Origin of the sequence: Nonomuraea sp. 3N208 (assembly GCF_052245935.1) — a bacterium.
Classification (GTDB): domain Bacteria; phylum Actinomycetota; class Actinomycetes; order Streptosporangiales; family Streptosporangiaceae; genus Nonomuraea.
This window is the reverse complement of sequence record NZ_JBQQBR010000016.1, coordinates 34,211-57,252: the sequence shown is the minus strand read 5'-3', so window position 1 is coordinate 57,252 and position 23,042 is coordinate 34,211. Positions and strand designations below refer to the sequence as shown.

The window sequence follows — 23,042 nt, the reverse complement described above, 5'->3', positions numbered from 1 at the left end:
GCTCGAGAACCCTATCGTGGGGGAATGGTGACGGTCGGAGTCGATCTCGCCGCGGAGGCGGTGCGGACCGCCGTGGCGTGGCTCGACTGGTCGGCCGGCCGTGCCCGGCTCGTCCGGGTGGAGGTCGGGGCGGACGACGCTCTGATCGTCGAGGCGGTGATGAGTGCCGGCAGGGCGGGGATCGACTGCCCACTCGGCTGGCCTGACAGGTTCGTCGACTTCATCACCGCGCACCGTGCAGGGCACGTCAGTGTGCCGGAAGGGCTGGCGGGCCGGGCCTGGCGGCGTGACCTGGCGCTGCGGGTCACCGATCAGGTCGTTTACGAGCAGACCGGGCTGACGCCTTTGAGCGTGTCGGCCGACCGCATAGGGCACGCCACCATGCGGTGTGCGGCTGTCCTCGCTGAGCTTGCGCGGCGGGGCCGGCCGGTGGACCGGCGTGGTGGTGGTGTGATCGTGGAGGTGTATCCGGCGGCTTGCCTGAAGCGGTGGGGACTGCCGTACCGGGGGTACAAGCGCGCCGCCAACCTCGGGGAGCTGAGCCGGCTCGTGGATCGGTTGCTGGAGGCGGCGCCGTGGCTGGACCTGGGCGAGTATGAGGCGATCTGCCGGGCATCGGACGACGCCACCGACGCCGTCGTGTCCGCGCTCGCCGCACGCGCGTCGGCCCTCGGCCTGGTGACCGTACCGACGGCTGAGCAGGCGGGGGTGGCCGCCACGGAGGGCTGGATCGCCCTGCCCACCACGCCCTTGAACAGCCTCGTCAGAGACAGGTGAACCGCTTCGCGCCACGAAATCCCGTACCTGTCGACCATCTCCTGCGCGATCTCGCGACAGAAGGACAAAGCCGCACGGTCACCCGCAGTTTCGAACTCGCCACGCAAGCCAGTGCCCCGGCAGGGCGATCCAGCGGACCATCGAGGCGGATCAGCCGCGCATGGCGAGCAACGCCTCTCGCGCTGCGGCGAGCGCCTCTTCCTCGGAAGCTCCGGCATGCAACGCGACCCTGGCGAACTCTTCGGCTGCCTCGGCCAGCCGGAGCCGGAACCGGTCGGCCGTTTCGGTGATGACGGCCGCCCGGCCGCGGCGTAGCTCCACCAGCCCCTCGTCGCGCAGCTGCTGGTAACCCCGCAGGACGGTGTGCAGGTTGATGCCGAGGGTGGCGGCCACGTTGCGTGCCGAGGGGAGCCGGTCCCCGGGCGCCGCCGTGCCGTTGGCGAGCGCGGCGCGGACCGAGGCGGCCACTTGCTCGGCGAGCGGCTGGGGCGATGCCGGATCAATGGTGATCAGCATTACGCCGTCTCTCCCTGTCGTTGCCTGCTCAGCCATCCGTTGACCAGCGCGGCCGCGCTCTCGGCTGCGCGGGTGGAATAGACGAACCACCGGTCGTCACTCAACGACAATACGAGGACGGGTCCTTTCCCGCTGACGATGCCCCAGCCGGCCGCACTGTCGTCCAGCTTGAATCGCCCGGAAGGCGGCTCACTTCTGGCCTCAGCGAACCGTACCAGGGAGTAGGGCACCGTCCGCCGCAGGAAGGGCAGCCAAGAGGCCCTCACCGTGATCCCCGAACTGTCGATCTGCAGGCGGGTGCGCGCCTGTGCCGCCTCTAAGATCGTCCACAGTCCCAGCCACGCCGTTCCTTGCCATGTGAGGGAACCGATGGGCAGGGTCAGCGCGGTAACCGCGCCCAACGCCGCGGCGACCAGCAGCCTGCGCGCCGACCAGGTCGACGTCACGAACAGGACACGCTGGTACGGGCCGAGTGCCATGGCGGGCGCGTCCGGCGGTGGTGTGTCGGTCGCCTCCGGCGGCGACGGCACTGGACCCGCCGCCAGGTAGCCAAGCACGGCCGCCACAGCGGACGCGGCGATCTCCACCACCAGGTGCCAGGCGGGCCGGGCCGTGGGGCCCGGGGCGTCGACCAGCGTCGTCACCCAAAGCGTGGCAGACACCGAAAAGGACGCGCCGACGACGAAGCTGAAGATCACCATGCCGCGCTGAATTTGCGGCAGGCGCCAGTAGCGCAGGAACGGGATGACGAGCGCTGCTTCGAACAACAGGAGCGAGGAGCGGTGTCTTGAGATCCAGCCTTCCCAGGTGAGCGTGTACTCGGGGTTGGCGGCCCAGTTGTCGACGTAGGCGCGGTCGGGGAGACGCTCCCCGTACAAACCGACCAAGGCCATGGGCACGATCAGCAGGAGCAACGGGGGAACGGCCGTCAAGGCCAGGCGACGGAGGCGCCCTGGCGCGGCGGGGTCGGCGAAACGGGTCACGGCCACCTCCAACTGTTTGCTTTTGACTATAACACTCCTAACAGTTTCGACAAGGTCTCAGCCAAGGCCCGCCGGCGGCTGCTGCGTCCCGGCCGGTAAAGGCCGGCATCGCCTGGGTGAGGTGGCGGTTGCGGGCCGCTTGCGGCGCGGGGCGGATAGCACGACGCAAGGTGCTCGCAGGCAGTTCGCCCTTGACTGTGATCCAACGAAGCCCGAAGCAGCGGTCGGCCACCGATCCGCACCTGCGCCCCATGCGACTGATGACACATGAATGTCTGAGGAGGAGAACCCGTGAAAAGGATCCGTAAGACCACAGGGGTAGTCGCGACCATGGCCGCCCTCGCCCTCGGCATGGCGCTCCCGGCCACCGCGTCCGCAGAAGCGGCCACCCTGGAGCAGAAGACGTTCACCTGGCGCGGCTTCCAGTCGGCCGGGTACTGCACGATCGAGCCCGGCGCCACGTGGACGTTGTACTCCAACGGCACGGCGCGTCTGGACGCCACGGTTTCCAGCCTGGGCGATGAGGACGCCTGGCTGATGTGGGCGCACATGAAGGACAGCCGCGGCGCCCTGCTCGGCGACATTCAGGTCTACGGGAGCACCAGCACCAAGTTCGTCAAGAACCTGCACAATCGGCGGACCTATCGCTGGATCGCCAAGGGGCAGTTCGACCCCGACCTGTTCGACCTGGTCAAGCGCATGTCGCTGGGCAAGCACTGCTGAGCTGGATCCCGGTCGGACTGAGTAGGAGGGTACTCAGGCCCCGAACCTCCAGAACTGGGATAGTTGCCGGCAATCGGCTTGTAAGCGCGCTCCGAAGAATGGCTGACATGACGAATCTCCCTGTGGTGCGCCGGGTCGCTCCGGGCCGGTACGGCGCCGTCCTCGTTCTCACTCTGGTGGCGCTCGCGGGATGCGGTCTCGCCGGCGGTGAGACAAGGGGCGCTGACACCGCTCCCGCGTCCGTGACCAGCAGCGCGACCGCCGCGCCCAGAGAGAGCGCACCCGCTCAGGCCGAGAGCGCGCCCGCTGAGGCTGACACCGCGCCGGCCCAGGCCGAGACCGGCCAGAACGGGCAGTCCCCGGCGGCGGTCGAGCCGGGGGGCGTCCTGACCGACGGCAGCACGGTCTCGGCCGAGCTGACCCGCGCGGGGCAGAAGGACACGTTCACCCTGAACTTGGGCGATGCCAAGGAGTTCTACGTCACCGACATGCAGGGTGACGACATCCAGTTACAGGTGTTCTCCGAAGTCGATGGCGAGCCTTTGGGCCCGTCGAGCATCGCGCTGAGCTTCGGCACTTCGATCTTCAAGCTGACCAAGGCAGGCGGGCACCGGCTGGAGGTCTGGGGGAACACGAACGTCATAGGGACGTACAGCTTCCGGATCGCGACCGTCAAGGTCAGGACGTTTCCCGTCGCGATCGGCCTGAAGGTCGGTGAGGGCAGCCCCGCCGGGGCCGGGCGGCTGGATGTCCCCGGACGGATCGACCGCTTCGAGTTCGACGCGGACGGCGCCACGGCCATCAAGATCCTCGGGGGCGCGGGGGCATGCACGGCCATTCAGTTGGAACTGGTCGACGCTGCCGAGAAGAGCGTCGCCAACGCCCGGCAGCCCATCCCGCTGTGCGGCTACGAGTTCGACATCCCGCTCTCGGGCGGGGACGGGCGCTATGCGCTGGTTGTCAGGTCGGGCGAGGCGAAGACCGGGGCGTACTCCTTCCAGATCGCGCGCGCCGGCTGAGCGGTCAGGAGCGGCGCAGGCTCCCGTGGTATTCCAGCGCGCCCGCGCCCTCCTGCCGCACGAGGTCGAGAGTCCCGGATCCATTCAGCGTGAGGGTCATGTCCCCGCCCACGCACTGATCCCGCTGCGCCACGGTCATCTCGAGCACGGTTTCGCTCCTGACGCGGGTCAGTGTGGCCTGCTGCTCGCAGTCGCCGTTCGCCCACGTCCCGGTGCTCTGCCCGCCCGTCAGGGTGATCGTGACCTCGACGTCCTTCTTGCGGTCGTCCTGTGAGACTGCCCGTCCCGTCCAGGTCCCCGCGAAGGCTTCGGGGATTCCGCCCGTCCCGGCCGGGGGCGCTGCCGTAGTCGACCCGGAGGCCGGTTCCGGGGACGACGTCGAGGTCGCCCCGGAGGCCGATTCCCGGACTGCGGACGTATCAGGTGTCGTCGCCCCGTCGCCTGCGGCCGAGCCGCCGATCGTTCCTCTCGCGTACAGCACACCTGCCGTCGCGAGAGCCGCCACGGTGATGGCGATCAACGGCAGGGCCGGCCGCATCCTCCGCCGGGTGATCGGTTCGCCGTACGGTGGCGCGGAGGAGGTGTCCTGCCCCGAGATGCCGGCGCGGCCAAGAGCCGGCACCGTCGATCCGTCTGCGGGGAGGGGGGCCGGGCGGGGCGCAGACTCGGTCGGCAGCACTTTGGTCGGGCCGGAGGGGGGCCAGTTCGGCGGGACGTACGCGCTGGGGACCGGGCCGACGTTGGGAACCGTGACGGTGGGGGCCCCGGGGTCGACCAGGCGCATCACGAGCGACCGAGCAGAGGGGCGGGTCCGGGGATCCTTCGACAGGCAGGTGGCCAGAGTCTCGCGCAGACTCTGCGGAATGCCCGAAAGGTCGGGCTCCTGGCTGAGAATGCGATGGAAGACGGCGGCAACGGTGTCGCTGCCGAACGGCGCCCGGCCGGTCGCGGCGTAGACCATGGTCGCGGCCCAGGCGAAAACGTCGGCCGCGGGGGACCCGTGCTCTCCCTTGAGCTGCTCGGGCGCCATGTACGGCGGGGTGCCCGACATCGTCGAGGGCGCCGTGCTGGCGTCGAGTGGCCGGGCGATGCCGAAGTCGACCACGCGTGGTCCGTCGGGACCGAGCAACACGTTGGCGGGTTTGAAGTCCCGGTGAACGACCCCGGCGCCGTGGATGGCCGCGAGGGCGCAGGCCGTGCCGACCGCCAGCCGCTCGAGGTCGCCGTTCCGCAGGGGGCCGTCCGCGCGTACCCGCTCCTGCAGCGATGGGCCCGCGACGAACTCGCTCACCACATACGGAGCCGGCCTGTCGGGCTCGGCTTCCAGCACGCGGGCCGTGCAGAAGGGAGCCACCCGGCGGGCCGACTCCAGCTCCCTGGCCAGCCGGCGGCGGGTGTCAGGATCGGTGCCACCTCTGAGGACCTTGATCGCCACGCGGTCGCCTGATGGGCTCCGCCCCTCGTAGACGATCCCCTGCCCGCCCTCGCCCAGGCGCGCGACGACCTGGAACGCTCCGAGCACACGTGGGTCTCCTGGCTCCAGCGGGCCAGCGGGCATGGGCTCCTCCACGCACGTTGGGGCGAGCTGCCACCGGCACGCCGTGATTCTCCGGGATCATGCCAGATTGTAGTGACACGTGATGAGGTCTTCCCGGCTGTCAGTGCGGGGAGATGTAGATGGTCTTCCAGGCGGGGTTGCCTGCGGTGCACTGGATGGACGGTTCGGCAGCCCGGCCTTCTGCGCAGACCTTCAGCTCGACCTGGTACACCCGGTGGTAGGTGAAGGAGAACGTCTTGGGTGTGCGGTAGGCGCAGGTGCGTACGTGGTGCCGCTTCCAGCTCACTTTGTTGCCGGCCGAGTTGACAGTGGCGATGCCGAAGACCGCCCACCCGCAGGTGGAGGCGCGGGTCAGGTCGGAGACCTTACCGGAGACCGTCAGCGTGGCGGCGGATGGGATGACCTCGTGGTCCTCGCCGGTCGCGGTGATCCTGCCGAGCGCCTTGGCCCGCTTGGCGCCGGGAGAGTAGTACGGGCCCCAGGCCGTGGGCGCGGCGGTGACCGGCCGCGCCTGCAGGGAACCGGCATCGAAAGCGGCGGCCGTGGCGGACGCGGCGGGCATCGCGGCCAGCGCCAGGAGCGCCGCCGCAGTGATCCCGATCAGGGCACGTGAGCTGTTGTTCATCTGTGTCTCCTTGCTGAGGGCTGTCAGGGCGGAATCAGTGGGCGAGGCTGATGGAGGTGGGAATGCTCCACGGGCCGCAGTCCGAGCCGAAGGTGGTCTTGTCGCAGCCCTGGACGATGAAGGCGAACTTGTTGACCTCGTGGCCGTTGGTCGTGGTGCCGACGCCGCCCTGGACGTACGGGGCCATCAGGTACTGGCCGCTCCACGGGGTCAGCCGGCCGACCTGGACCTGGGTGGCCTTGCCGCCGTCCTTGCTCCAGCGGACGTTGAAGTAGTCCCAGTCACGGCCCAGGCCGCTCCACTTGAAGACGATGTTCTGGCCCTTCTGGAAGACGCGGACCAGGGTGCCGCCGCCGAGGTTGGGCGACCAGACGATCTTGCCGTTGCGGAAGCGCTGCCAGGAGCCCTTCTTGTCCGGGTAGCCGAACTCCTTGGTGTTCGGGCAGCCGAACACGCTGGTCTCGCCCCCGTTGGAGCGCCACAGGTCACCGATGAGGCTGCCTTGGGGCGCCACCAGAGATGCGTCGCACGCGCTACTGGCGGATGCGGCTTGCGGCGCGGCGAGACAGACGGCGGCCGTCGCCACGGCTGCGGCAAGACCGGTGAGTGAACGGGAAGCTGTGCGGCCCATGGGGGGTGTCCTTTTCACGAGAGGTTTTGTGGGACACCACTTATGTAAGGCAAGCCACTTTCACCCGAGATTCCGGAACTTGACGGCGGCTTGAGAGCCGCCTGCTCTTTCAGCGCTCGTCTGGGGGGCGGCTCAACAAGGCGGACGGTCGTCGGGCACTCGGCCGTTCAGCGCCGCCTCCAGAGCGCCGACGGACGAGAAGAACTCCTCTTCCGTCACCTTGTTCTCCCAGACGCCGCGTGCGCACCGGCGGAAGATCTCGCTGAACTGGGCGTAGTAGGGCGACTTCGGCCGCGGCTCGGCCCGTTCGATGGACTCCCTGGTCTCTGAGGCAAGCGTGGCGAGCTCGGCCAGGCTCGCGCTGGTGATGTCGGTGGTGGCCTGGCGCGGGCACGCGTGCCCTCTGCCTGCCTCGTATATCTCGTACACCTCGGTGAGCACGGGGCTGTAGCCGCCGCAGGCGAACAGCCGGGCTTGCACTTCCTGGCTGGTGAGCCGGTCGATCAGACGCCGGGCCGGGCGCAGCTTGTTCGGCTTGATGTGCTGGGAGACGGCCAGCACCGAGCCGCCGAGCACGCCACCCTCCGCGGCAGGCGCGCGTACGTCGAACAACAGCTTCAGGTCCTGGCCACGCATGCGCGGGTCCGACGCCAGTTGGTGGAACGCGATCGGCCAGTTGCGCATGTAGGACACCGGCTGTTCGCCGATCCTGCCCTCCTTGAAGGCCACGACGCTGCGATCCTCGTCCACCTGGAGCGATTCGCGCAGCACGGTGACGCTCTCCTCCGGGCTGGACAGCACGCGCTTGGACGACCTCAGCGCTTCCCACGTGTCGTCGCGGTCGTCGTCGAGGGCCACCCTGGTCATGTCGTCGCCGTCGAGCACCTTTCCGCCGCCAAGCGCGATCATCTCCAGGAAGTTGATCGTGCCCATCTCGTTGTCGTCCAGCTGCAGCAGGTAGCCGCCGGATTGCCGGTCCAGCCGGCGGTACTCCAGCGGCGCGTCGGCGGCGAACGGCACACCGTACTGCTCCCCGTCGATCTGCCCGGCCTCCAGCGGGCCGGTCAGGAAGCGGCCGCCCTGATCGCCCAGCTCGATCGGCTGGATGTAGCCGTGCCTGGCGAACTCGGTCACCCACGCCACGTCGAGTACGAGCACGTCGTACTCGCAGCTGCCGGCCTGGGCCAGCGCCGCCATCTGGGCGCGCCGCACGTCGGTGCTGCCGGAGATCTCCAGCAGCTTGGCCGGTGGGTCTGCGGCCGGCTTGTGCAGGTTGTTCCACTCGTCGAACACCTCGCGCCGCACGCTGCCCGTGCTGACGTCGTTGCCGGTGGCCACGACCAGTTCGCCGTCGTGGCCGCCGCATTCCTCCTGAGGCGTGGAGGGCACGGGGATCGGGGTGACCGCGGCCGCAGACGGGGCGGGTTGAGGTGGTCCCTCCGGGCCGCGGGACTGCAACAGCAGGAGCAGCAGCATCAGTGCCGCCCCGCAGCAGAGCGCCAGGAGGCCTTGCCTGCTCACCGGCAGCTTCATCGCCACCCCCGCACCGTGATGATGGCCCGGGTGATCGCCTCTTCCGCGTTGGTGCCCGCCGTCACGCACTGGTACGGCTTCCGCGTGCCCTGCAACGTGGTCACGGCGCACCGATCCTGCCCGAAGACGACCACGTACAGACCCGAGACGGTGGAGGCGTCCGCGAGTGCCCCGGCGATCACCGTCGCCGCCTCGCTGCCGCCCTCGTTGTCGAACAGGCGGCCATCGGTCAGCAGCACCACGGGCGCGGGCACCGCCTCGTCGCCTGCGCCCAACTGGGCGAGCCCGGCGGAGGCGGGTGCGTCCCACTTGTCGAACGGGGTGTTCTCGATCTTCGCGGCCATGGTGCCGAGCTGCTCAGGGGCGCTCCTGGGGGCGATGCCGGTCACCTCGGCGGGCCCGTTCCTGGTCTGCGCATGCAGGCCGAACACCTGGACGCGATCGCGCGGCCCGAGCATTCTGCTGTTGGCACGCAGGGCCTCGGCGGCCTGGATGCGTACCGGACGATCCGCCGATCCCGACGTGTCGACGATCAGCCGCAGGTCGAGCTGCGGGCGCAACTCGTCCAGCAGCTGCGTCTTCAGCTGATTGACCTGACTGAGGGTTTCCTCTTCCACCCTCCTCTCGTTCAGCACCGGTACGTTGGGGAAGAGCTGGTGGTTCCGTAGCCAGGTGCCGAAGTGGTCGACCAGCTTCTCCCGTTCGGCCGAGCGCTGGCCGGTCCAGGTCACCTTGACGTACTGATAGTCGAGCGTGCTCAGCTCGCGATGACGCACCGCGATGAGGTGCGTGCTCTCGCCGGTGCCCGCGCAGCCCTCGACCCGCCCGGCATTGAAGTCCTCCACGCTGTGACCCGGCACCAGCAGCGCGACCTTGGGATCGGTCTGCCGGCGCCGGGACTCGTCGGCGAGGTCGTCGAACTCGCACAGCAGCGAGGTGACCGTGTCCGCCCCGAGCCCGTTCTCGACGAGCTCCTGCTCGGCCTGGACGTATTTGTCCTGGGGGAGGTCACGGCCGTGGAACACGTCGCTGGTGCCGATCAGCGCGGCCATGGAGGTCTCGGGGAACGGACGCGCGATCGTCATGCCCATCTTCTCGGTCAGGATGGTCCAAACCTTCTTGAACGGGTACTGGCCCGGATCGTCCATGTGCTTGCCCAGTTCCTCGCGCCGCTGCTCGGTCATCGCCAGGACCAGCTGATCCTGACCCACCCGGACCTCCGGCGCGTTGCCCTGCTCCGACTTGAGCCCGCCCGCGCTGAGCTCGTCGGCCTCGGCCGCCGAGGTGGCGACCCAGGCGTCGGGCTGCAGGTCGTACAGCCGGGCATACGGCTGATCGCGGCGGTCCTCCCGCCACTCCCACCTGTTGGCGAAGGCGTCCTCGAGGTGGACGGGAGGCGGCGCGACCGCCACGGTCAGCCGGATCGAGGGGCAACCATCGATCCGGTTCTCCCACATGTACTGCTGGGTGCGCGTGGTGAGCTCGGTCACGTTCTCCGGTGCGGTGACCAGCCGCAGCTCTGTCGGCGCCGGACACTGGTCGTCCGCTGTGACCACGTGGAACACCAGCCAGCCCCCGGTGGCCAATCCCGCCCCGGCCAACACCAACAGGCCCAACCGGATGTGCTTCGCAAACATCTCGTAGAAGCGGCGTAACGCCGGAATGTACAGCAGGGCCGCGATGGCGATCCCGATCCCCACAGGCAGCCACAACTGCATGTAGAGGGGCATTGTGCGGAACAGGTTGATCCACGGCACCAGCACCACGCCCACGATGGCGGCGGCCAAGGCACTGATCAGCGCCTCCCTCACCGATCTGCCGAGGTTCGGCTGATGCGGCTGCGGCGCGGGTGCCTTGTTCTGATCGGGATCGCTCATGTGAAGGGCTGCCCCCATGTGATCGGGATCACTTTGAGCTTAATTCGCTTCACAGGCGAGTGGGGCTGTTAGCCAATAGGTCCGTATTGTCCGCAGCTCACTCCGTCTCCGCGGCCGGTCACAACCAGCCGCGGGACTCGGCGACGCGGACGGCCTCGGCGCGGTTGCGGGCGCCGGTCTTGCCGATGGCCGAGGACAGGTAGTTACGTACGGTGCCGTCGGTGAGGAACAGCCTGCCGGCGATGTCGGCCACGGTCGAGCCGTCGGAGGCGGCGCGCAGCACCTCGGCCTCCCGCTGGGTGAGCGGGCTCGGGCCGACGGTCAGGGCGGTGACGGCCAGCTTGGGGTCGATCACCCGCTCGCCCGCCATCACCCGTCGCACGGCCGCCGTCAGCTCCGTGACCGGGGCATCTTTCACCACGAACCCCCTCACGCCCGCGTCCAGCGCCCTGTTGAGGTAGCCGGGCCTGCCGAACGTGGTCACGATGATCACCTTTCGGCCGCGCAGGCGTTCGGCGACCTCCAGACCCGACAGGCCCGGCATCTCGATGTCGAGCAGGATGACGTCGGGCTCGTGCTCGGCCACGGCGGCGACGACCTCGTCGCCGCGCCCGACCTCGGCGACCACCTCGATGTCGTCCTCCAGGGCGAGCAGGGCGGCCAGGCCGCCCCTGACGAGATCCTGGTCGTCGGCGATCAGCACGCGGATCATGCGGCATCACCCAATGGGACCCGGGCGTAGAGGCGGTAGCCGCCGCCCGCCGGCCTGCCGACCTCCAGCCGCCCACCGGCCTCCGCGACTCGCTCGGCCAGCCCGGTGAGCCCGTTACCGGTGTGCGCCGCCTCCGGTACGGCCGGTGCATCGGGGGAGCCGTCGTCGCGGACCTCCAAGCTGGCGGTCGCCTGGTCCACCCGCAGATCGATCCAGCAGTGCCGGGCCCGGCTGTGGCGCAGCACGTTCGTGGCGGCCTCGCGTACGGCCCAGGCCAGCAGGGTCTCGGTGGCGGCGGGAATGGGCCCGTCGGCGGGTGAGACCTTCAGCTCGATCCCGGCCATCCGCAGCCCCCGCGCCGCCTTGTCCAGCTCCTCCGACAGCGCAGGCGCGCGATACCCGGCGACCGTGTGCCGCACCTCATCAAGGGCTTGACGGGCGACCTGTTCCATGTCGGTCATCTCGCGTGCCGCGCGATCGGGATCGGTCCGGGCCAGCCGGGCGGCGAGCTGGCTCCTGATGATGATCGAGGTCAGCGTGTGACCCAGGATGTCGTGCAGATCCCTGGCGAAGCGCAGCCGTTCGTTCTCCACGGCCAACTGCGCCACCTCGGCGCGGGCCGCGTCCAGGCGTGCCAGCAGCATCCCCATCCGCTTCATGCTGTCCACCGCCGCCGCCTCGGCCGCGATGGCGACCGGCACCCACCAGATCCCCCCGAACGAGACCCCCTGCACCAGCAGCGCGACCACCGCCACTCCCGCCGTCACCGCCATCGCGACGGCGAACGCGACACCCTCCATCGAGGTGGCCAGCGCGCTGACGACGAACACGAAAGAGACGTACACCCAAGGCGGCCCGAGCACCGGAAACAGGGAAAGCGCCGCGGCAAGAAGCCCGGCCACAGCCCACGGCAGCGTCCTCTTCCCGCTGAACATCTGCCACATGACGGCCACCCAGCAGGCCGCGAACACCGCCACCGCCCCGAACGCCCACACCACCCGCCAGGCCCCAGGACCCGACTCCAGCAGCGCCCAGAGCGGCCAGACCAGCAACAGCAGCCAGACCAAGCCCCCGACCCGAGCCGCCCTGCGGCCCCGGCCGAAGTCCCTCGGCGCCATCCCCACCATCACAGAGCCCGACGGTAACGCCAGACAGCCAGTGCGGCGAACAACAGGGTCCAGGCGGCCAGCACCCCGATGGCGGTCCCCGTGGGCCACTCGCCCGCCAGTGCCCGCCAGCCAAGCGATCCCGCCTGATAGGCCGGGCTGTACTCGGCCAGCACTCGCATCCCTTCCGGCATCAGCTGCACGGGCAGCCACAGTCCGCCCAGGATGGACAGGCCGAAGTAGACCGCCATCATGGCCAGGTTCGCGGCTTGTCCCTTGAGCGTGTAGCCGAAGGCGATGCCCAGGGCGGCGAAGGGCATGACACCCACCCAGATCAGCAGCACCAGGGCCGGCCAGGTCCAAAGCGGCAGCCGTACCCCGGCGACCAGCGCCCCCGCGGCCAGCACGACGACGATGCTGGGTAGCACCCCGGTTGCCCCGCTGATCAGCTTGGCCACCACGTAGCCGTGCGCCGGCAGCGGCGTCACCGCGAGCTGCCGCGCCCAGCCCTTGCCCCGCTCCAGCGCGATGGCGCCGCCGATGAACAGCGCACCGCCCATCGAGCCGTACGTGGCCATGGACACCATGGTGACGGCGGCGAAGTCGCCGTGCTGCCCCTGCGGCACCACGTTGAGGACCTTGGTCCACAGCAGGTAGAGCGCCACCGGGAAGGCGGTCAGCAGGATCAGCCCGGCCGGGTTCCTGAACCCCCGCCGCATCTCCAGACCCAGATACGACCTCATCGCCCCTGCCTCCTGCCGGTCAAGCTGACGAAAGCGCTCTCCAAATCGGTGGTCGCCGTCCGTACGTGCCGGATGTCGTCGAACGTCGCGAACAGGGCGCGTAGCGTGGCGTCGGAGTCGCTCGTGCGCAGTGCGACCGCAGGTCCTTCCATGCGCACCTGCCGAACACCGGGCAGCCCTTCGAACCGGCTCACGTCAGCGCCGTCGGTCGCGAAGTGGACCTCCGTACCGCCGACCAGGGACTTGATGGTGTCGACCGGCCCGTCCGCCACGATCTTGCCGTCCGCGAGCAGCACGACCCGGTCGGCGTAGTCGTCGGCCTCGGTGAGGTAGTGGGTGGCGAACACGACCGTGCGGCCCGCCGCCGTACGGGCGCGTACCTCCTGCCAGAGGGCGCGGCGACTGTCGACGTCCAGCCCAACGGTGGGTTCGTCGAGAACGAGCAGCTTCGGATCCCCGGCCAGCGCCAGGGCGAACCGGACCCGCTGCTGCTGCCCACCGGACAACCGTCCGACCCGCCGCCCGGCGAGCTCCTCCACACCCGCCGCCTGCATCACCCGCTCGACCGGCATCGGATCCGGGTACATCCCGGCCACCGCGGTCACCAGCTCCGCCACCTGCACGTCGTCCAGCAGCCCGGCATCCTGCAGCAGCGCTCCGACCTCGCCTTTTTGGAGCGCCTCGGTGGGCGGGCGGTCGAACACCCTAGCCGTTCCCTCCCCAGGGGCAAGGAGACCCAGGGCGATGGACAACATCGTCGTCTTGCCTGCCCCGTTGGGTCCCAGCACGGCGACCGTCTGTCCCTGTTCCACGTTCAGATCCACGCCGTCGAGCGCGACGGTGGTGCCGTAGCGCTTGCTCACGGCTTTGAGTTCCAGCGCGATTCCCATGCGTCCAGGCTGGTCGAGAGAGGGGGAGCGGGTGTAGTGCCGTGCGTCAGCCAGCCCGATGTGACAAATGTCAGGCGGCTCCTCCGGCGGCGCACGATGAAGCGTGTGTTGGGGTAGTTATACTCAGTACATATCCCCTTATATATGCATATTCCTCCCGGATTAGTGCCGCAGACGCGTCCCAGAGCCCGGGCTCCGCAGGATCGCGCTTGACCCTGATGGAGACCCTGGTGACGTGGCGAAGGGCAGGGGATGGGGATGGTCGAACAGCGTGCGCAAGATCCGCAGATCATGTGGCCGGACCTGGTTTCCGAGCAGCGGAAACGGCTCCTGGCGGTGGTCGGTGATGATCTATGGGGGATCGAGGTCCTGCGCTTCGCGATCCAGCAGGCGGTGGGCGAGCTCGCCGGGCTGGGCGGCATGGTGCATCTTGGCAGCCCCGGCTACGGCGGCGGGCTGCGCCTGGTGGTGACCAGCGGCCTGCCCCCGGCCTTTGCCCAGGCATGGGAGCGTATTGACGGGAACGGCCCGCTCGCCCCTGCGCGCGCGTTCCGGGACGGTGTGTTCGTTCGGGTGCCCATGGCGAACGTCGCCGATGGGATGCCCGAACCTGGCGCGACGGCGAGCGGGCGACCGGACATGGCCGAAGCCGGATCCTGGTCCTGGCCGGTCGGTACAGCTATGGCGGCCGTCCCGATCCTCGGCCCCGGCGGTCCGATCGGCACGATGTCGATCGTGACGGTCTCCCCACACGAGCCGTCGGCCGGACGGCGAGCCTTTCTCGACACGCTGGGCCGATGGGCCGGCGAGCGCCTGGGCAAGTCCACCGCGCCTCCGTCCGGTTCGACCCTCACGGCGCGGCAGGAACAGCCCATTGACTCGCATCTGCCACAGAACCTGCAGGCGGTCGGCACGTGGGACTGGGACATCCGGACCGGTGACGTCATCTGGAACGACGCGATGCCCGCCGTGCTCGGCCTCGATCCGGACACCTTCGATGGACGAATCGAGACCTGGACGGGCACCATCCACCCCGAGGACCTGCCGTGGGTGCTGTCCGACATAGATGAGGCGATCCGCACGGGGAGGATGCACAGCACCGAATATCGAGTGTGCCGCCCGGACGGGACGTCCGGCTGGGTGCGGGTCCGCGGCCGATTGGTCGTCGACGAGAACGGTGAACCGGCACGCATGGTCGGCACCCTGTGGAACGTCACCAAGACCCATGACGTCCTGGAGACGGTCATCGAACCGCAGACGGCTAACGCTGAGCGCGCTTCCGCGGAGCGGGCCTCCCATATCAGGCAGTTGACCAGGGCGCTGGCCGAGGCGGTCACCGTTCGCGACGTCGTGGACGGCTCCGCCGATCACATCTTGCCGTTGTTCGGCGCCTCCGGGCTGATGCTCGCTTTCCTGGAGGGCGACCACCTGCGGCCGGTCGGGTTCACAGGGTATCCAAAGGAGTTCATCGATCAGGTAGCCCAGATGCCGGCCTCCTGGGGGCTACCGATCACGGGGGTCCTGCGGGAGCACACCCCGCTCTTCATCAGCTCGCTCGAGGAGTGCATCGAGCGCTACCCGAAGACGGCCGATCTTCCGGTGGTGGAAGGCAAGCAAGCGTGGGCCTTCCTGCCGCTGATCGCCTCGGGACGCCCGGTGGGCAGCTGTGTCGTCTCCTTCACCGATCCGCACCGGTTCACCGGCGAGGAGCGCAACCTGCTCACCGCACTCACCGGGCTGGTCGCCCAGGCCATGGAACGCGCCCGCCTGTACGACAGGGAGCACACGCGCGCCAAGGAGCTGCAACGCGGCCTGCTCCCGCGCGAGCTGCCGCAGCTGCCCGCGGTCACCGCCGCGGCCCGGTATCTGCCTGCCGGTAAGGAGATGGAGGTGGGCGGCGACTGGTACGACGTCATCTCGCTGTCGGCGGACCGGGTCGCCATCGTCATCGGCGACGTCATGGGGCACGGCGTGTCGGAGGCGGTCACCATGGGCCGCCTGCGCACCGCCGTCCGTACCCTCGCCGACCTGGAACTGTCTCCCGACGAGCTGCTCTCCCACCTCAACGGCCTGGTCAGCGACCTCGGCGACGACTTCTACGCCACCTGCCTGTACCTGGTCTACGACCCCACCACCCGCCTCTGCACCCTCGCCCGCGCCGGCCATCCCCCGCCCGCCGTCGTCCACCCGGACGGCAAGGTGCATTTTCCCGACGCCGATCCGAACTCACCCCTCGGCGCCGCCACCCCGCCCTTCGAGACCGTGGAAATGGAACTGCCCGAAGGCAGTCTGCTGGTGCTGTACACCGACGGCCTGGTCGAATCCTCCGCCCTCGACATCGACCAGGGCATGGCCCGTCTGGCCAGGAAGCTCCACGGCACGATCTGCGGAGCTCTGCCCGGGCACGAGGATCATGTCGCCGCGCCCGACGCGACGGGGCTCCACTGCCTCGAGTGCCTCGAATCCCTGTGCGACAATCTCCTCACTGCCCTGCTGCCTGTCAGGCAGGGGACGGCCGACGACGCCGCGCTGCTGGTCGTCCGCACCCACGCGCTGCCGGGGGACGACATGGCGTCCTGGCCGCTGCCCGAGCACCCCAAAGCCGCGGGCGAGGCCCGGGAACACGTCCGGACCCAGCTCAGCACCTGGGAGCTGGATGACCTATCGATGACCACGGAACTGCTGGCCAGCGAGCTGGTCGGCAATGTCATCCGCCACGCCAAGGGTCCCATCCACCTGCGTCTGCTCCGTAGCAACGTGCTCACCTGCGAGGTCTCCGACGGCAGCCTCACCACGCCCCGCATCCGCCGCGCCGCCGAGACCGACGAGGGCGGACGCGGACTCCAGCTGGTTGCCGCGATCGCCCATCGCTGGGGCACCCGCTACACCGCTACCGGCAAATGCATCTGGACTGAACAACCTCTCACGTGCCCATCACCTGCCCTGCTTCCCGAGCCGAGCGGCCTGGACCTGTACGACCTGCTGGGCGATGAGTGAGGCACCGCCCCGAGGGGGATGGTCGCCCACCTTCTATCGGATCACCCGGTACGTCAGGTGCGTGACGAGGCTGGTGCCTGAGGGGTCGCCGAGGGGTTCGAGGGTGATGTCCCCGACGTTCGCGAGCAGCCGCTCGCCTCTGCCGAGGATCACGGGCGCGACATGCAGGCGCAGCTCGTCGATGAGCCCTGCCGCCAGGTACTGATTCACCGTCTCGGCGCCGCCGGCGATAGCGACGTCGCGGTCGCCGGCGGCCTCGCGCGCCTGGGCCATCGCCGCCTCGATCCCGTCGGTGACGAAGGCGAACGTCGTGCCGCCCTTCATCGTCAGCGGCTCGCGCGGGTGGTGGGTGAGGACGAAGACCGGCGCGTGGTACGGCGGCTCGTCGCCCCACCAGCCGTTCCAGTCCAGGTCCCAGGCGCCGCGGCCGGGGCTGAACATGTTGCGGCCCATGATGAAGGCGCCGGCCGCGGTGATGGCCTCGATCACCGCGGCGTGCTGCTCGGGCTCGTCGAACATCCATTGGTGCAGGCGGTCGCCCACGCCGTCGCCGAACGGCTTGTCCAGGCTCTGGTTCGGTCCTGCCACGAAGCCGTCGAGGGACATCGCCATGTCACAAGTGACCTTGCTCATCTCACTGCCTCCTGTGTTTCCGGCGCCCGTCTGGCGCCGCCTTCACGGGGAGGTCGGAGCCGTCCGCCCGTTCTCTACATGCCGGCCGGAATCTTTTCAGGATGCGGGCTCCGATCGATCAGCCGCCAGATGTCGACGACGGCGACACCGCGCGGGTCGTCGTCCCTAGCCATGTGATGGTGCATCACCACATGATCGTCGTCCGCGATGACCCGTTTGAGGTCGAGCCGGGCGCGGGCCACCGGAGCCTCGGCGATGAACGCGATGAACGCCTCCCGCCCGGAGGGGTTCCCGAGCTGTGCTCGATGAAGTCCTCGTGCAGGAGGGTACGGAGCACGTCGATGTTCCCTGCCGCGAACTGGGTGAAGCCGTGGAGGGCGAGTTGCTTGTTACGTGCGGCTTTGCTGCTTTCGCTCATTGGCTCACCGTCCCAGCGGCCACCCGCCGGTGTCGATTACATGGCATGTAATCGCGATGATCGACGAGGCGGGGCGAGAATCGCCGCATGATGCAGGACCGGCCGGTCGGCGAGCTGCTGCGCGAGTGGCGGGCGTCCCGCTGCGGGAACGCAACCGCCTGCTCGTCGCGGCCGGCCACGCGCCCGTCGTCCGGGTGCGGCCACTGGAAGATCCGCACCTGGCGTCGGCGCGGAATGTCCTGGAGCAGATCCTGCGGGGGCACCGCCGGTCAACATGATGCGGCTGGGCCTGCACCCGGGCGGCTTCGCGCCCCGGCTGCGCAATCACGGGCAGGTCCGCGCTTACCTGCTGCCCCGGCTCGCCCGCCAGGTGGCGCAGTCCGGTGATCCGGAGCTGAGCGTGCTCTATGAGGAACTGCTGTCCTACGGCGCCGAAGCCGACCCGGCGCCGCCTTCGACGTCACGCTGGAAGAGATCGCCGTCGAGGCATACTTTCCCGCCGATGACGACACCGTCCGCTTCTTCCGGACAGGAGCCGCAACACCCTCCGAATGAAGGTCCAAGCACGCCCGGCTATGCCGTTCGGCGGAAATCCCGGCTGGGCTGTTAATCATCAGTAAGTGCCCGTGAACAAACCGGTCGTTAAGGCCACGCATATCCCTTCCTACCTGTCACAGCTTGCCGAGCTGTCCTGTCAGAGGGTGTAACCACCAACATCGGCAAGGAGTGCATCATGGATGCCCGCTTGTGCCTCGACACCAAGGACGCCGCGCACGCCAGGGTGAAGGTTGAGATCGCCTGATGCAGGCCTTCCTCCACACGGCGGGAGTATCGGTCGGCTGCGTCCTGGCCCTCGCCCCGGCCCTGCTGCCCTCCGCACGTCCCACCAGGAGGTGGCCGCACGTCGTCATGGCGCTCGGCATGGCGGCCGGGCATCTGGGTGGCCTGTTCCTCTCCATCGCAGTGCTCGTGCTGCTGACCGCCGGCTGGCTCTGCGGCTCCTCCTCCCGCCGCGCGGAGATCGGTCATCACATCCAGGACTTCGTGGTCATGTCCATGCTCTTGGTGCTGACGGCGTTCAGCGGGCCCCCTCTCGTCGGCGCTTCGTCCGGGCACCCGCATGGAGGTGGTTCGCTGGCCACGGTGGCCCTGGTCATCGGGCTGGCGTGGACCTGCGCCCGGCTCATCCGCGTTCTGCCCGAGCGGAACGCGGATCGAAGGGTGCTCAGCCAGGATGTGTGCTCGGCCGGAATGGCGGCCAGCATGGCCTTCATGGCCGCGTTGGCCCTCTGATGCCGTAGGTTTTCGGCAGGCGCGCTGTTCAGGGTGTTGTCACACATCGGGATGCTGTCTTGTCTGAGCTGGTGTACGGCCGGATCGAGTCGGCCGCTTTCCCGGAAGGAAACCTGATGAGTACTGATCACGCTCACGCTCACCACCTCGAGAACCCCGACAAGAGCGGGCCGCCGCCGAAGATCGACGTGGTCGCCACCGTGCCGGGGGCGCCGCCTGCGCCGGAGGGAGCCGAGGCGATGACGCTCCTGGTCACGCTGCCGCCGAACAGCCCTGGTGCGCCGCCTCACCGGCACTCCGGGCCCGCGTACGGGTACGTGATCAAGGGCGCCGTCAACTTCGAGCTCGAAGGCGAACCCATGCGGGTTCTCCGGCCTGGTGAGGCGTTCTGGGAGCCCGGTGGGGACGTGATCCACTACCAGGACGGCAACCACCTCGCCGTCGAGGAGTCGGCGTTCGTGGTGACGATGTTCTGCGCGCCTGGGCAGCCGATGTTGATCCCGGTCAGCCCGGAGGAGCTGGAGGCTCGGCGAGACCGCCGGGCGCCACAGTCGTGACCAAGTTTTCGTTGACGCCGCTCGTTCGCAACCTGCTCACGCTTGCCCGTGAGGCGGACAGTGGTCGCAGTGCCACCACTGTCCACGGTGGACACGATCGTTCGTTGCGGCAGACCGTGATGGCGTTGCGGCAGGGCGAGCACATGCACGAACACGAGCATCCTGGCGAGGTCACGGTGCACGTGCTACACGGGCGGGTGCGGCTGGTCGCCGGGCCTGACTCGTGGGACGGACTGCCCGGCGATCTGCTGGTCATGCCCGAACGCCGCCACCGCGTGGAGGCTGTGCAGGATTGCGCGTTCCTGTTCAGCACCGCACGCTGAAAGCGAAGAAGGCGGGAACCGGGTTCGGTTCCCGCCTTCAGCGTTGCCAGAAGGTCATTCGACCAGCTTGCCGACGGTGGAGACGCCCTTCATCAGTGAGGCGCTCACCAGCTCAGCACCTTCGGCCGCCCGGTCGAGGCCGGCAGCCGCGCACGCAGCACCTGTGCGCCCAGCGGGACCAGGGCCACGCAGAGCAAGCCGGTGACCAGCACGTCGGGGATCGAGGCGCCCTTCAGCACGCCCATCCAGGTGCCTCCCGCCAGCAGCAGCATCACGGCACGTGCGGTGCCGAACACGCCCGAGCGCAGGGCGGCGACAGCCAGCAGGAGCGAGCCCGCGTACTGGCCGACCGAGGCCCAGACCGGTACCCGCCACGGTCCGTAGGAAATGTCGACGTACTCCTTCATGGTCGCATTCGTCGCCTGGTCCAGCCCGATGACCTCGGTGAGTTGGAAGGCGGTCTGGTCGGCGCCGGCCGAGTACAGGCGGGAGAAAAGCCCGGCGACCAGCAGCGTGGCGCCCCAGAAGGCGAGGCCGCCACCGACCCGCTGGGCCAGAGCGACGAAAGCGGGGAAGAGCAGCACCGCCCCCAGTGCGAAGACCGCGTAGGAAAGGGTGAGCAGGGCGGGTTCTGAAGCGTAGGCGAGGAGCTGGCCGTAGGCGGCGAACGGCTGCGCCTCGGCCCACGCCTGCTGCGCAGGGGTGAGGGCAGTGGCCGTGCTCAGGTACCGCAGCAGGTATCCGGCGCACATGATCACCGGCCCCAAGATGAGCGTCACGCCGCCGATCCACCGTCCGGGAAAGTGCATGTTCATGGGAGTGAGCGTGCCAAGGGTGAGGCGGGTGGATCATCTGTCGATCGTCAACCAGTGCCTCTGCCGAAAGTCGGGTAGCACCGTCCTGCCGCGCATCAACGTGTGAACGCGCATGAAGGCGTGGCCACACCGGGTGCCGGCCAAGCGCTGGTTCGCGGCGGGCGCGCAGCAACATGACCAAGGTGCACAACATTGCCGGCTCGCATCTCCGCGACTGGTGTGAGTCACCAATACGGTTGCGGCGACGGAACCTTCGCGTTCGTGTCGCTGCAACTGGCGCGTTGGATTGCGGTCAGATGATCGGTCATGGTGCGTCGTGGGAGTTGCCCGATAACGCCTGGGAGTGTGCCTGTCACGAAAAATGGGTAGCGGGAGGGGTTCGCTAGAACACAGAGCAGGGCAACCAGGTACGGGGGCGTCATGCCTGGAAAGATTCATCTGGCTCTAGCCGTCATGCTGGGGGCGGGAACGGCAGGTCTTGCGGTCGCCGGGACAGAAGAGGTGATGCTAGGGCAACCGGCGGCCAAAGCTGCCATCAAGAATGCCGATGGCAAGAGCGTCGGCTCACTCCGCATGGAGCAGGGGGATTCCACCACGTCCAAAATCACCGTTGCCGTCAGCGGCCTCCCCGCCGGATATCACGGCTTTCACGTTCACACCAAGGGTGTCTGCGATCCCAGATCGACCGACCCATCCACCGGCAGCCCGTTCTTCAGCGCGGGCGGTCACTTCAATCTCGGCTCCGGCACCCACCCTGACCACTCCGGTGACCTGCCCGCCCTTCTGGTGAGCCCGGAGGGCACAGGCAACGCAACCACTGCCACCGATCGATTCCGAGTCAAGCAGCTCTTCGATGGCGACGGCAGCGCCATCATCATCCACGCCGGACGGGACAACCAGGCCAACATCCCCGACCGCTACCGCCGGACGGATGGCAAGGCAGGCCCCGACGACGAGACCCTCAAGACCGGGGACTCGGGCGGCCGCATCGCCTGTGGCGTGATCAAAGAACGCTGACGCCTCAGGTAGGCGGCCCGGCGGGGTGTGCTGGGAGCGCACGGGGATCGCTGCCTGACGCGGCGATCCCAGCGGCTTCGTGGTCGGCATCACGGTATGGAGGCGGTGGACGCAAGAGAGCGGAAAAGCCGGGGGCCGTGGCCTAGCGGTCGGCAGCTGACTTGTTCAACAGCGTTTTGACCAGAGGAATGGCTCCTGCGATGCGGATGGCGGCGATGACCAGCGTGGTTGCTCCGATCCCGGTGATGATGGCGATGGGGAACAGGCCTCCAGCGCCGATGCAGACGGCCGACCATCGAGGCACCGTCTTGGTCCGCCAGAGGGCGGCGGCGAGCATGATCGTGCCGAGGAGGTAGAGCGGGAACAGGTAGGACACGATCGGCAATTGCATGTCGAGCTTGGTGGCTAGATCGGCGAAACCTGTCCTGTCGTCGATGCCGGCCATCATGATCAGCGGCAGGTCCACCATGCCGTTGACGAGCATCGCGGTCAGGCCGAGGAAGGAACAGGCCAGTCCGGTGCCGGCCAGCCATGGTGCGTGGCGGGCCACGATCATTCGGTCATGACCAAGGAGCCCAGACCGGGATGGCGAGGCCGCGAGGGGTTCCCGTCGCGGGCTTCGGCTCGCGATGTTCACTGCTGGGCGCGCAGCCAGGTCAGAACGGCCAGGACACGGCGGTTGTCGTCGCTGGTCGGGTCGAGGTCGAGTTTGGTGAAGATGGCGTTGACGTGCGTTTCGACGGTTTTGCGGCCGAGGTAGAGGCGTTCGGCGATGGCGCTGTTGGAGCGGCCCTCGGCCATGAGCGCGAGCACCTGCCTCTCCCGGTCGGTGAGGCGGCTCAGCGCGTTGTGCCCAGGAATGGCGCCGACCAGGGCTGCGACGACGTCAGGGTCGAGCACAGTGCCGCCCTTGGCGATGCGGCGCAGCGCTTCCAGGAAGTCGTCGACGTCGATGACGCGGTCTTTCAGCAGATAGCCGAGCCCCGCGCCGTTGCGGAACAGGTCGAGCGCGCGTCCGGCGTGGACCCATTGTGACAGCAGTAGGATCGCCAGGCCCGGCTGCTTGTCACGCAGTTGCGCCGCCGCGCGCAGCCCTTCGTCGGTATGAGTGGGCGGCATTCTGATGTCGATGACGGCGACGTCGGGTTCATGGACGCTGACTGCTTCCACGAGCGCGTCGGCGGTGCCCACGCTGGCCACGACCTCGAAGCCGGCATTGGCGAGCAGGCCGGCGATGCCTTCGCGCAGCAGGACGCTATCGTCCGCGATCACGACACGCATGGCAGCGCCACCGTC

General features: G+C 68.8%; 24 protein-coding genes and 1 pseudogene. 9 read left to right on the top strand and 16 right to left on the bottom strand.

What is annotated here, in order from left to right; all coding sequences use genetic code 11:
• Positions 1-24: 24 nt before the first annotated feature.
• Positions 25-777, top strand: coding sequence for a DUF429 domain-containing protein (locus tag ACTWPT_RS24550; RefSeq protein WP_443179781.1), 753 nt, complete (start codon positions 25-27; stop codon positions 775-777).
• A gap of 150 nt (positions 778-927) precedes the next feature.
• On the opposite strand, the gene ACTWPT_RS24545 is transcribed toward ACTWPT_RS24550, so the two are convergent.
• Entirely contained in the window at positions 928-1,293 is a 366-nt protein-coding gene (locus ACTWPT_RS24545) for a GntR family transcriptional regulator (RefSeq protein ID WP_443179780.1), read from the bottom strand.
• Positions 1,293-2,276 carry a hypothetical protein gene (locus ACTWPT_RS24540; protein WP_443179779.1) on the bottom strand — a complete coding sequence of 328 codons (984 nt, stop codon included), beginning with the start codon at positions 2,274-2,276 and terminating at the stop codon, positions 1,293-1,295. The genes ACTWPT_RS24545 and ACTWPT_RS24540 overlap by 1 nt, the downstream gene beginning before the upstream one ends.
• Positions 2,277-2,567: 291 nt before the next feature.
• On the opposite strand from ACTWPT_RS24540, the gene ACTWPT_RS24535 reads away from it, so the two are divergent.
• Both ACTWPT_RS24535 and ACTWPT_RS24530 read left to right on the top strand, forming a co-directional pair.
• Entirely contained in the window at positions 2,568-2,999 is a 432-nt protein-coding gene (locus ACTWPT_RS24535) for a DUF6294 family protein (RefSeq protein WP_443179778.1), read from the top strand.
• 107 nt (positions 3,000-3,106) lie between these two features.
• Positions 3,107-4,018 (top strand): hypothetical protein, encoded by a 912-nt coding sequence (locus ACTWPT_RS24530; RefSeq protein ID WP_443179777.1) that lies wholly within the window; start codon positions 3,107-3,109, stop codon positions 4,016-4,018.
• 4 nt (positions 4,019-4,022) lie between these two features.
• Here ACTWPT_RS24530 and ACTWPT_RS24525 read toward each other — a convergent pair whose 3' ends face one another.
• The 9 genes from ACTWPT_RS24525 to ACTWPT_RS24485 form a co-directional block, all read right to left on the bottom strand.
• Positions 4,023-5,540, bottom strand: a complete 1,518-nt coding sequence (locus ACTWPT_RS24525; protein ID WP_443179776.1) for a serine/threonine-protein kinase — start codon at positions 5,538-5,540, stop codon at positions 4,023-4,025.
• Positions 5,541-5,676: 136 nt separating this feature from the next.
• Positions 5,677-6,201 carry a hypothetical protein gene (locus ACTWPT_RS24520; RefSeq protein ID WP_443179775.1) on the bottom strand — a complete coding sequence of 175 codons (525 nt, stop codon included), beginning with the start codon at positions 6,199-6,201 and terminating at the stop codon, positions 5,677-5,679.
• Between the two features lie 34 nt (positions 6,202-6,235).
• Positions 6,236-6,832, bottom strand: a complete 597-nt coding sequence (locus ACTWPT_RS24515) for an LGFP repeat-containing protein (RefSeq protein WP_443179774.1) — start codon at positions 6,830-6,832, stop codon at positions 6,236-6,238.
• 132 nt (positions 6,833-6,964) lie between these two features.
• Positions 6,965-8,353, bottom strand: coding sequence for a hypothetical protein (locus ACTWPT_RS24510; protein WP_443179773.1), 1,389 nt, complete (start codon positions 8,351-8,353; stop codon positions 6,965-6,967).
• Positions 8,354-8,361: 8 nt separating this feature from the next.
• Positions 8,362-10,242: a hypothetical protein gene (locus tag ACTWPT_RS24505; RefSeq protein ID WP_443179772.1), complete on the bottom strand. Its 1,881-nt coding sequence runs from the start codon at positions 10,240-10,242 to the stop codon at positions 8,362-8,364.
• A 118-nt stretch (positions 10,243-10,360) separates the two neighbouring features.
• Positions 10,361-10,954, bottom strand: a complete 594-nt coding sequence (locus ACTWPT_RS24500; RefSeq protein WP_443179771.1) for a response regulator — start codon at positions 10,952-10,954, stop codon at positions 10,361-10,363.
• Entirely contained in the window at positions 10,951-12,072 is a 1,122-nt protein-coding gene (locus tag ACTWPT_RS24495) for a sensor histidine kinase (RefSeq protein WP_443179770.1), read from the bottom strand. Before ACTWPT_RS24495 ends, ACTWPT_RS24500 begins: the two co-directional genes overlap by 4 nt.
• An 8-nt stretch (positions 12,073-12,080) precedes the next feature.
• Positions 12,081-12,803 carry an ABC transporter permease gene (locus ACTWPT_RS24490; RefSeq protein ID WP_443179769.1) on the bottom strand — a complete coding sequence of 241 codons (723 nt, stop codon included), beginning with the start codon at positions 12,801-12,803 and terminating at the stop codon, positions 12,081-12,083.
• Positions 12,800-13,693: an ABC transporter ATP-binding protein gene (locus ACTWPT_RS24485; protein ID WP_443179768.1), complete on the bottom strand. Its 894-nt coding sequence runs from the start codon at positions 13,691-13,693 to the stop codon at positions 12,800-12,802. Before ACTWPT_RS24485 ends, ACTWPT_RS24490 begins: the two co-directional genes overlap by 4 nt.
• 258 nt (positions 13,694-13,951) lie before the next feature.
• On the opposite strand from ACTWPT_RS24485, the gene ACTWPT_RS24480 reads away from it, so the two are divergent.
• The gene (locus ACTWPT_RS24480) at positions 13,952-16,690 is read left to right on the top strand and encodes a SpoIIE family protein phosphatase (protein ID WP_443179767.1); all 2,739 of its coding nucleotides are present in this window, start codon (positions 13,952-13,954) and stop codon (positions 16,688-16,690) included.
• Between the two features lie 33 nt (positions 16,691-16,723).
• Here the strand turns inward: ACTWPT_RS24480 and ACTWPT_RS24475 are convergent, their stop codons facing one another.
• Positions 16,724-17,323 carry a dihydrofolate reductase family protein gene (locus ACTWPT_RS24475; RefSeq protein WP_443179766.1) on the bottom strand — a complete coding sequence of 200 codons (600 nt, stop codon included), beginning with the start codon at positions 17,321-17,323 and terminating at the stop codon, positions 16,724-16,726.
• Positions 17,324-17,397: 74 nt separating this feature from the next.
• Positions 17,398-17,613: pseudogene (locus ACTWPT_RS24470) on the bottom strand (nuclear transport factor 2 family protein); the annotation flags it as partial.
• 253 nt (positions 17,614-17,866) lie between these two features.
• On the opposite strand from ACTWPT_RS24470, the gene ACTWPT_RS24465 reads away from it, so the two are divergent.
• The 4 genes from ACTWPT_RS24465 (at position 17,867) to ACTWPT_RS24450 (ending at position 19,914) form a co-directional block, all read left to right on the top strand.
• Positions 17,867-18,019, top strand: a complete 153-nt coding sequence (locus tag ACTWPT_RS24465; RefSeq protein ID WP_443179765.1) for a hypothetical protein — start codon at positions 17,867-17,869, stop codon at positions 18,017-18,019.
• A gap of 523 nt (positions 18,020-18,542) precedes the next feature.
• A complete protein-coding gene (locus tag ACTWPT_RS24460; protein ID WP_443179764.1) occupies positions 18,543-19,034 on the top strand; it encodes a hypothetical protein in 492 nt (163 codons plus the stop codon).
• Positions 19,035-19,150: 116 nt separating this feature from the next.
• Positions 19,151-19,591 carry a cupin domain-containing protein gene (locus ACTWPT_RS24455; RefSeq protein WP_443179763.1) on the top strand — a complete coding sequence of 147 codons (441 nt, stop codon included), beginning with the start codon at positions 19,151-19,153 and terminating at the stop codon, positions 19,589-19,591.
• Positions 19,592-19,695: 104 nt separating this feature from the next.
• A complete protein-coding gene (locus tag ACTWPT_RS24450; RefSeq protein WP_443179762.1) occupies positions 19,696-19,914 on the top strand; it encodes a hypothetical protein in 219 nt (72 codons plus the stop codon).
• A 104-nt stretch (positions 19,915-20,018) separates the two neighbouring features.
• Here ACTWPT_RS24450 and ACTWPT_RS24445 read toward each other — a convergent pair whose 3' ends face one another.
• A complete protein-coding gene (locus ACTWPT_RS24445; RefSeq protein WP_443179761.1) occupies positions 20,019-20,729 on the bottom strand; it encodes a hypothetical protein in 711 nt (236 codons plus the stop codon).
• 420 nt (positions 20,730-21,149) lie between these two features.
• Here ACTWPT_RS24445 and ACTWPT_RS24440 point away from each other — a divergent pair, with 420 nt between their 5' ends.
• The gene (locus ACTWPT_RS24440; RefSeq protein WP_443179760.1) at positions 21,150-21,746 is read left to right on the top strand and encodes a superoxide dismutase family protein; all 597 of its coding nucleotides are present in this window, start codon (positions 21,150-21,152) and stop codon (positions 21,744-21,746) included.
• Between the two features lie 142 nt (positions 21,747-21,888).
• Here the strand turns inward: ACTWPT_RS24440 and ACTWPT_RS24435 are convergent, their stop codons facing one another.
• Positions 21,889-22,302 carry a hypothetical protein gene (locus ACTWPT_RS24435; RefSeq protein WP_443179759.1) on the bottom strand — a complete coding sequence of 138 codons (414 nt, stop codon included), beginning with the start codon at positions 22,300-22,302 and terminating at the stop codon, positions 21,889-21,891.
• A gap of 77 nt (positions 22,303-22,379) precedes the next feature.
• On the bottom strand, positions 22,380-23,027 hold the full coding sequence (locus ACTWPT_RS24430) for a response regulator (RefSeq protein ID WP_443179758.1): 648 nt from the start codon (positions 23,025-23,027) through the stop codon (positions 22,380-22,382).
• Positions 23,028-23,042: the final 15 nt, after the last annotated feature.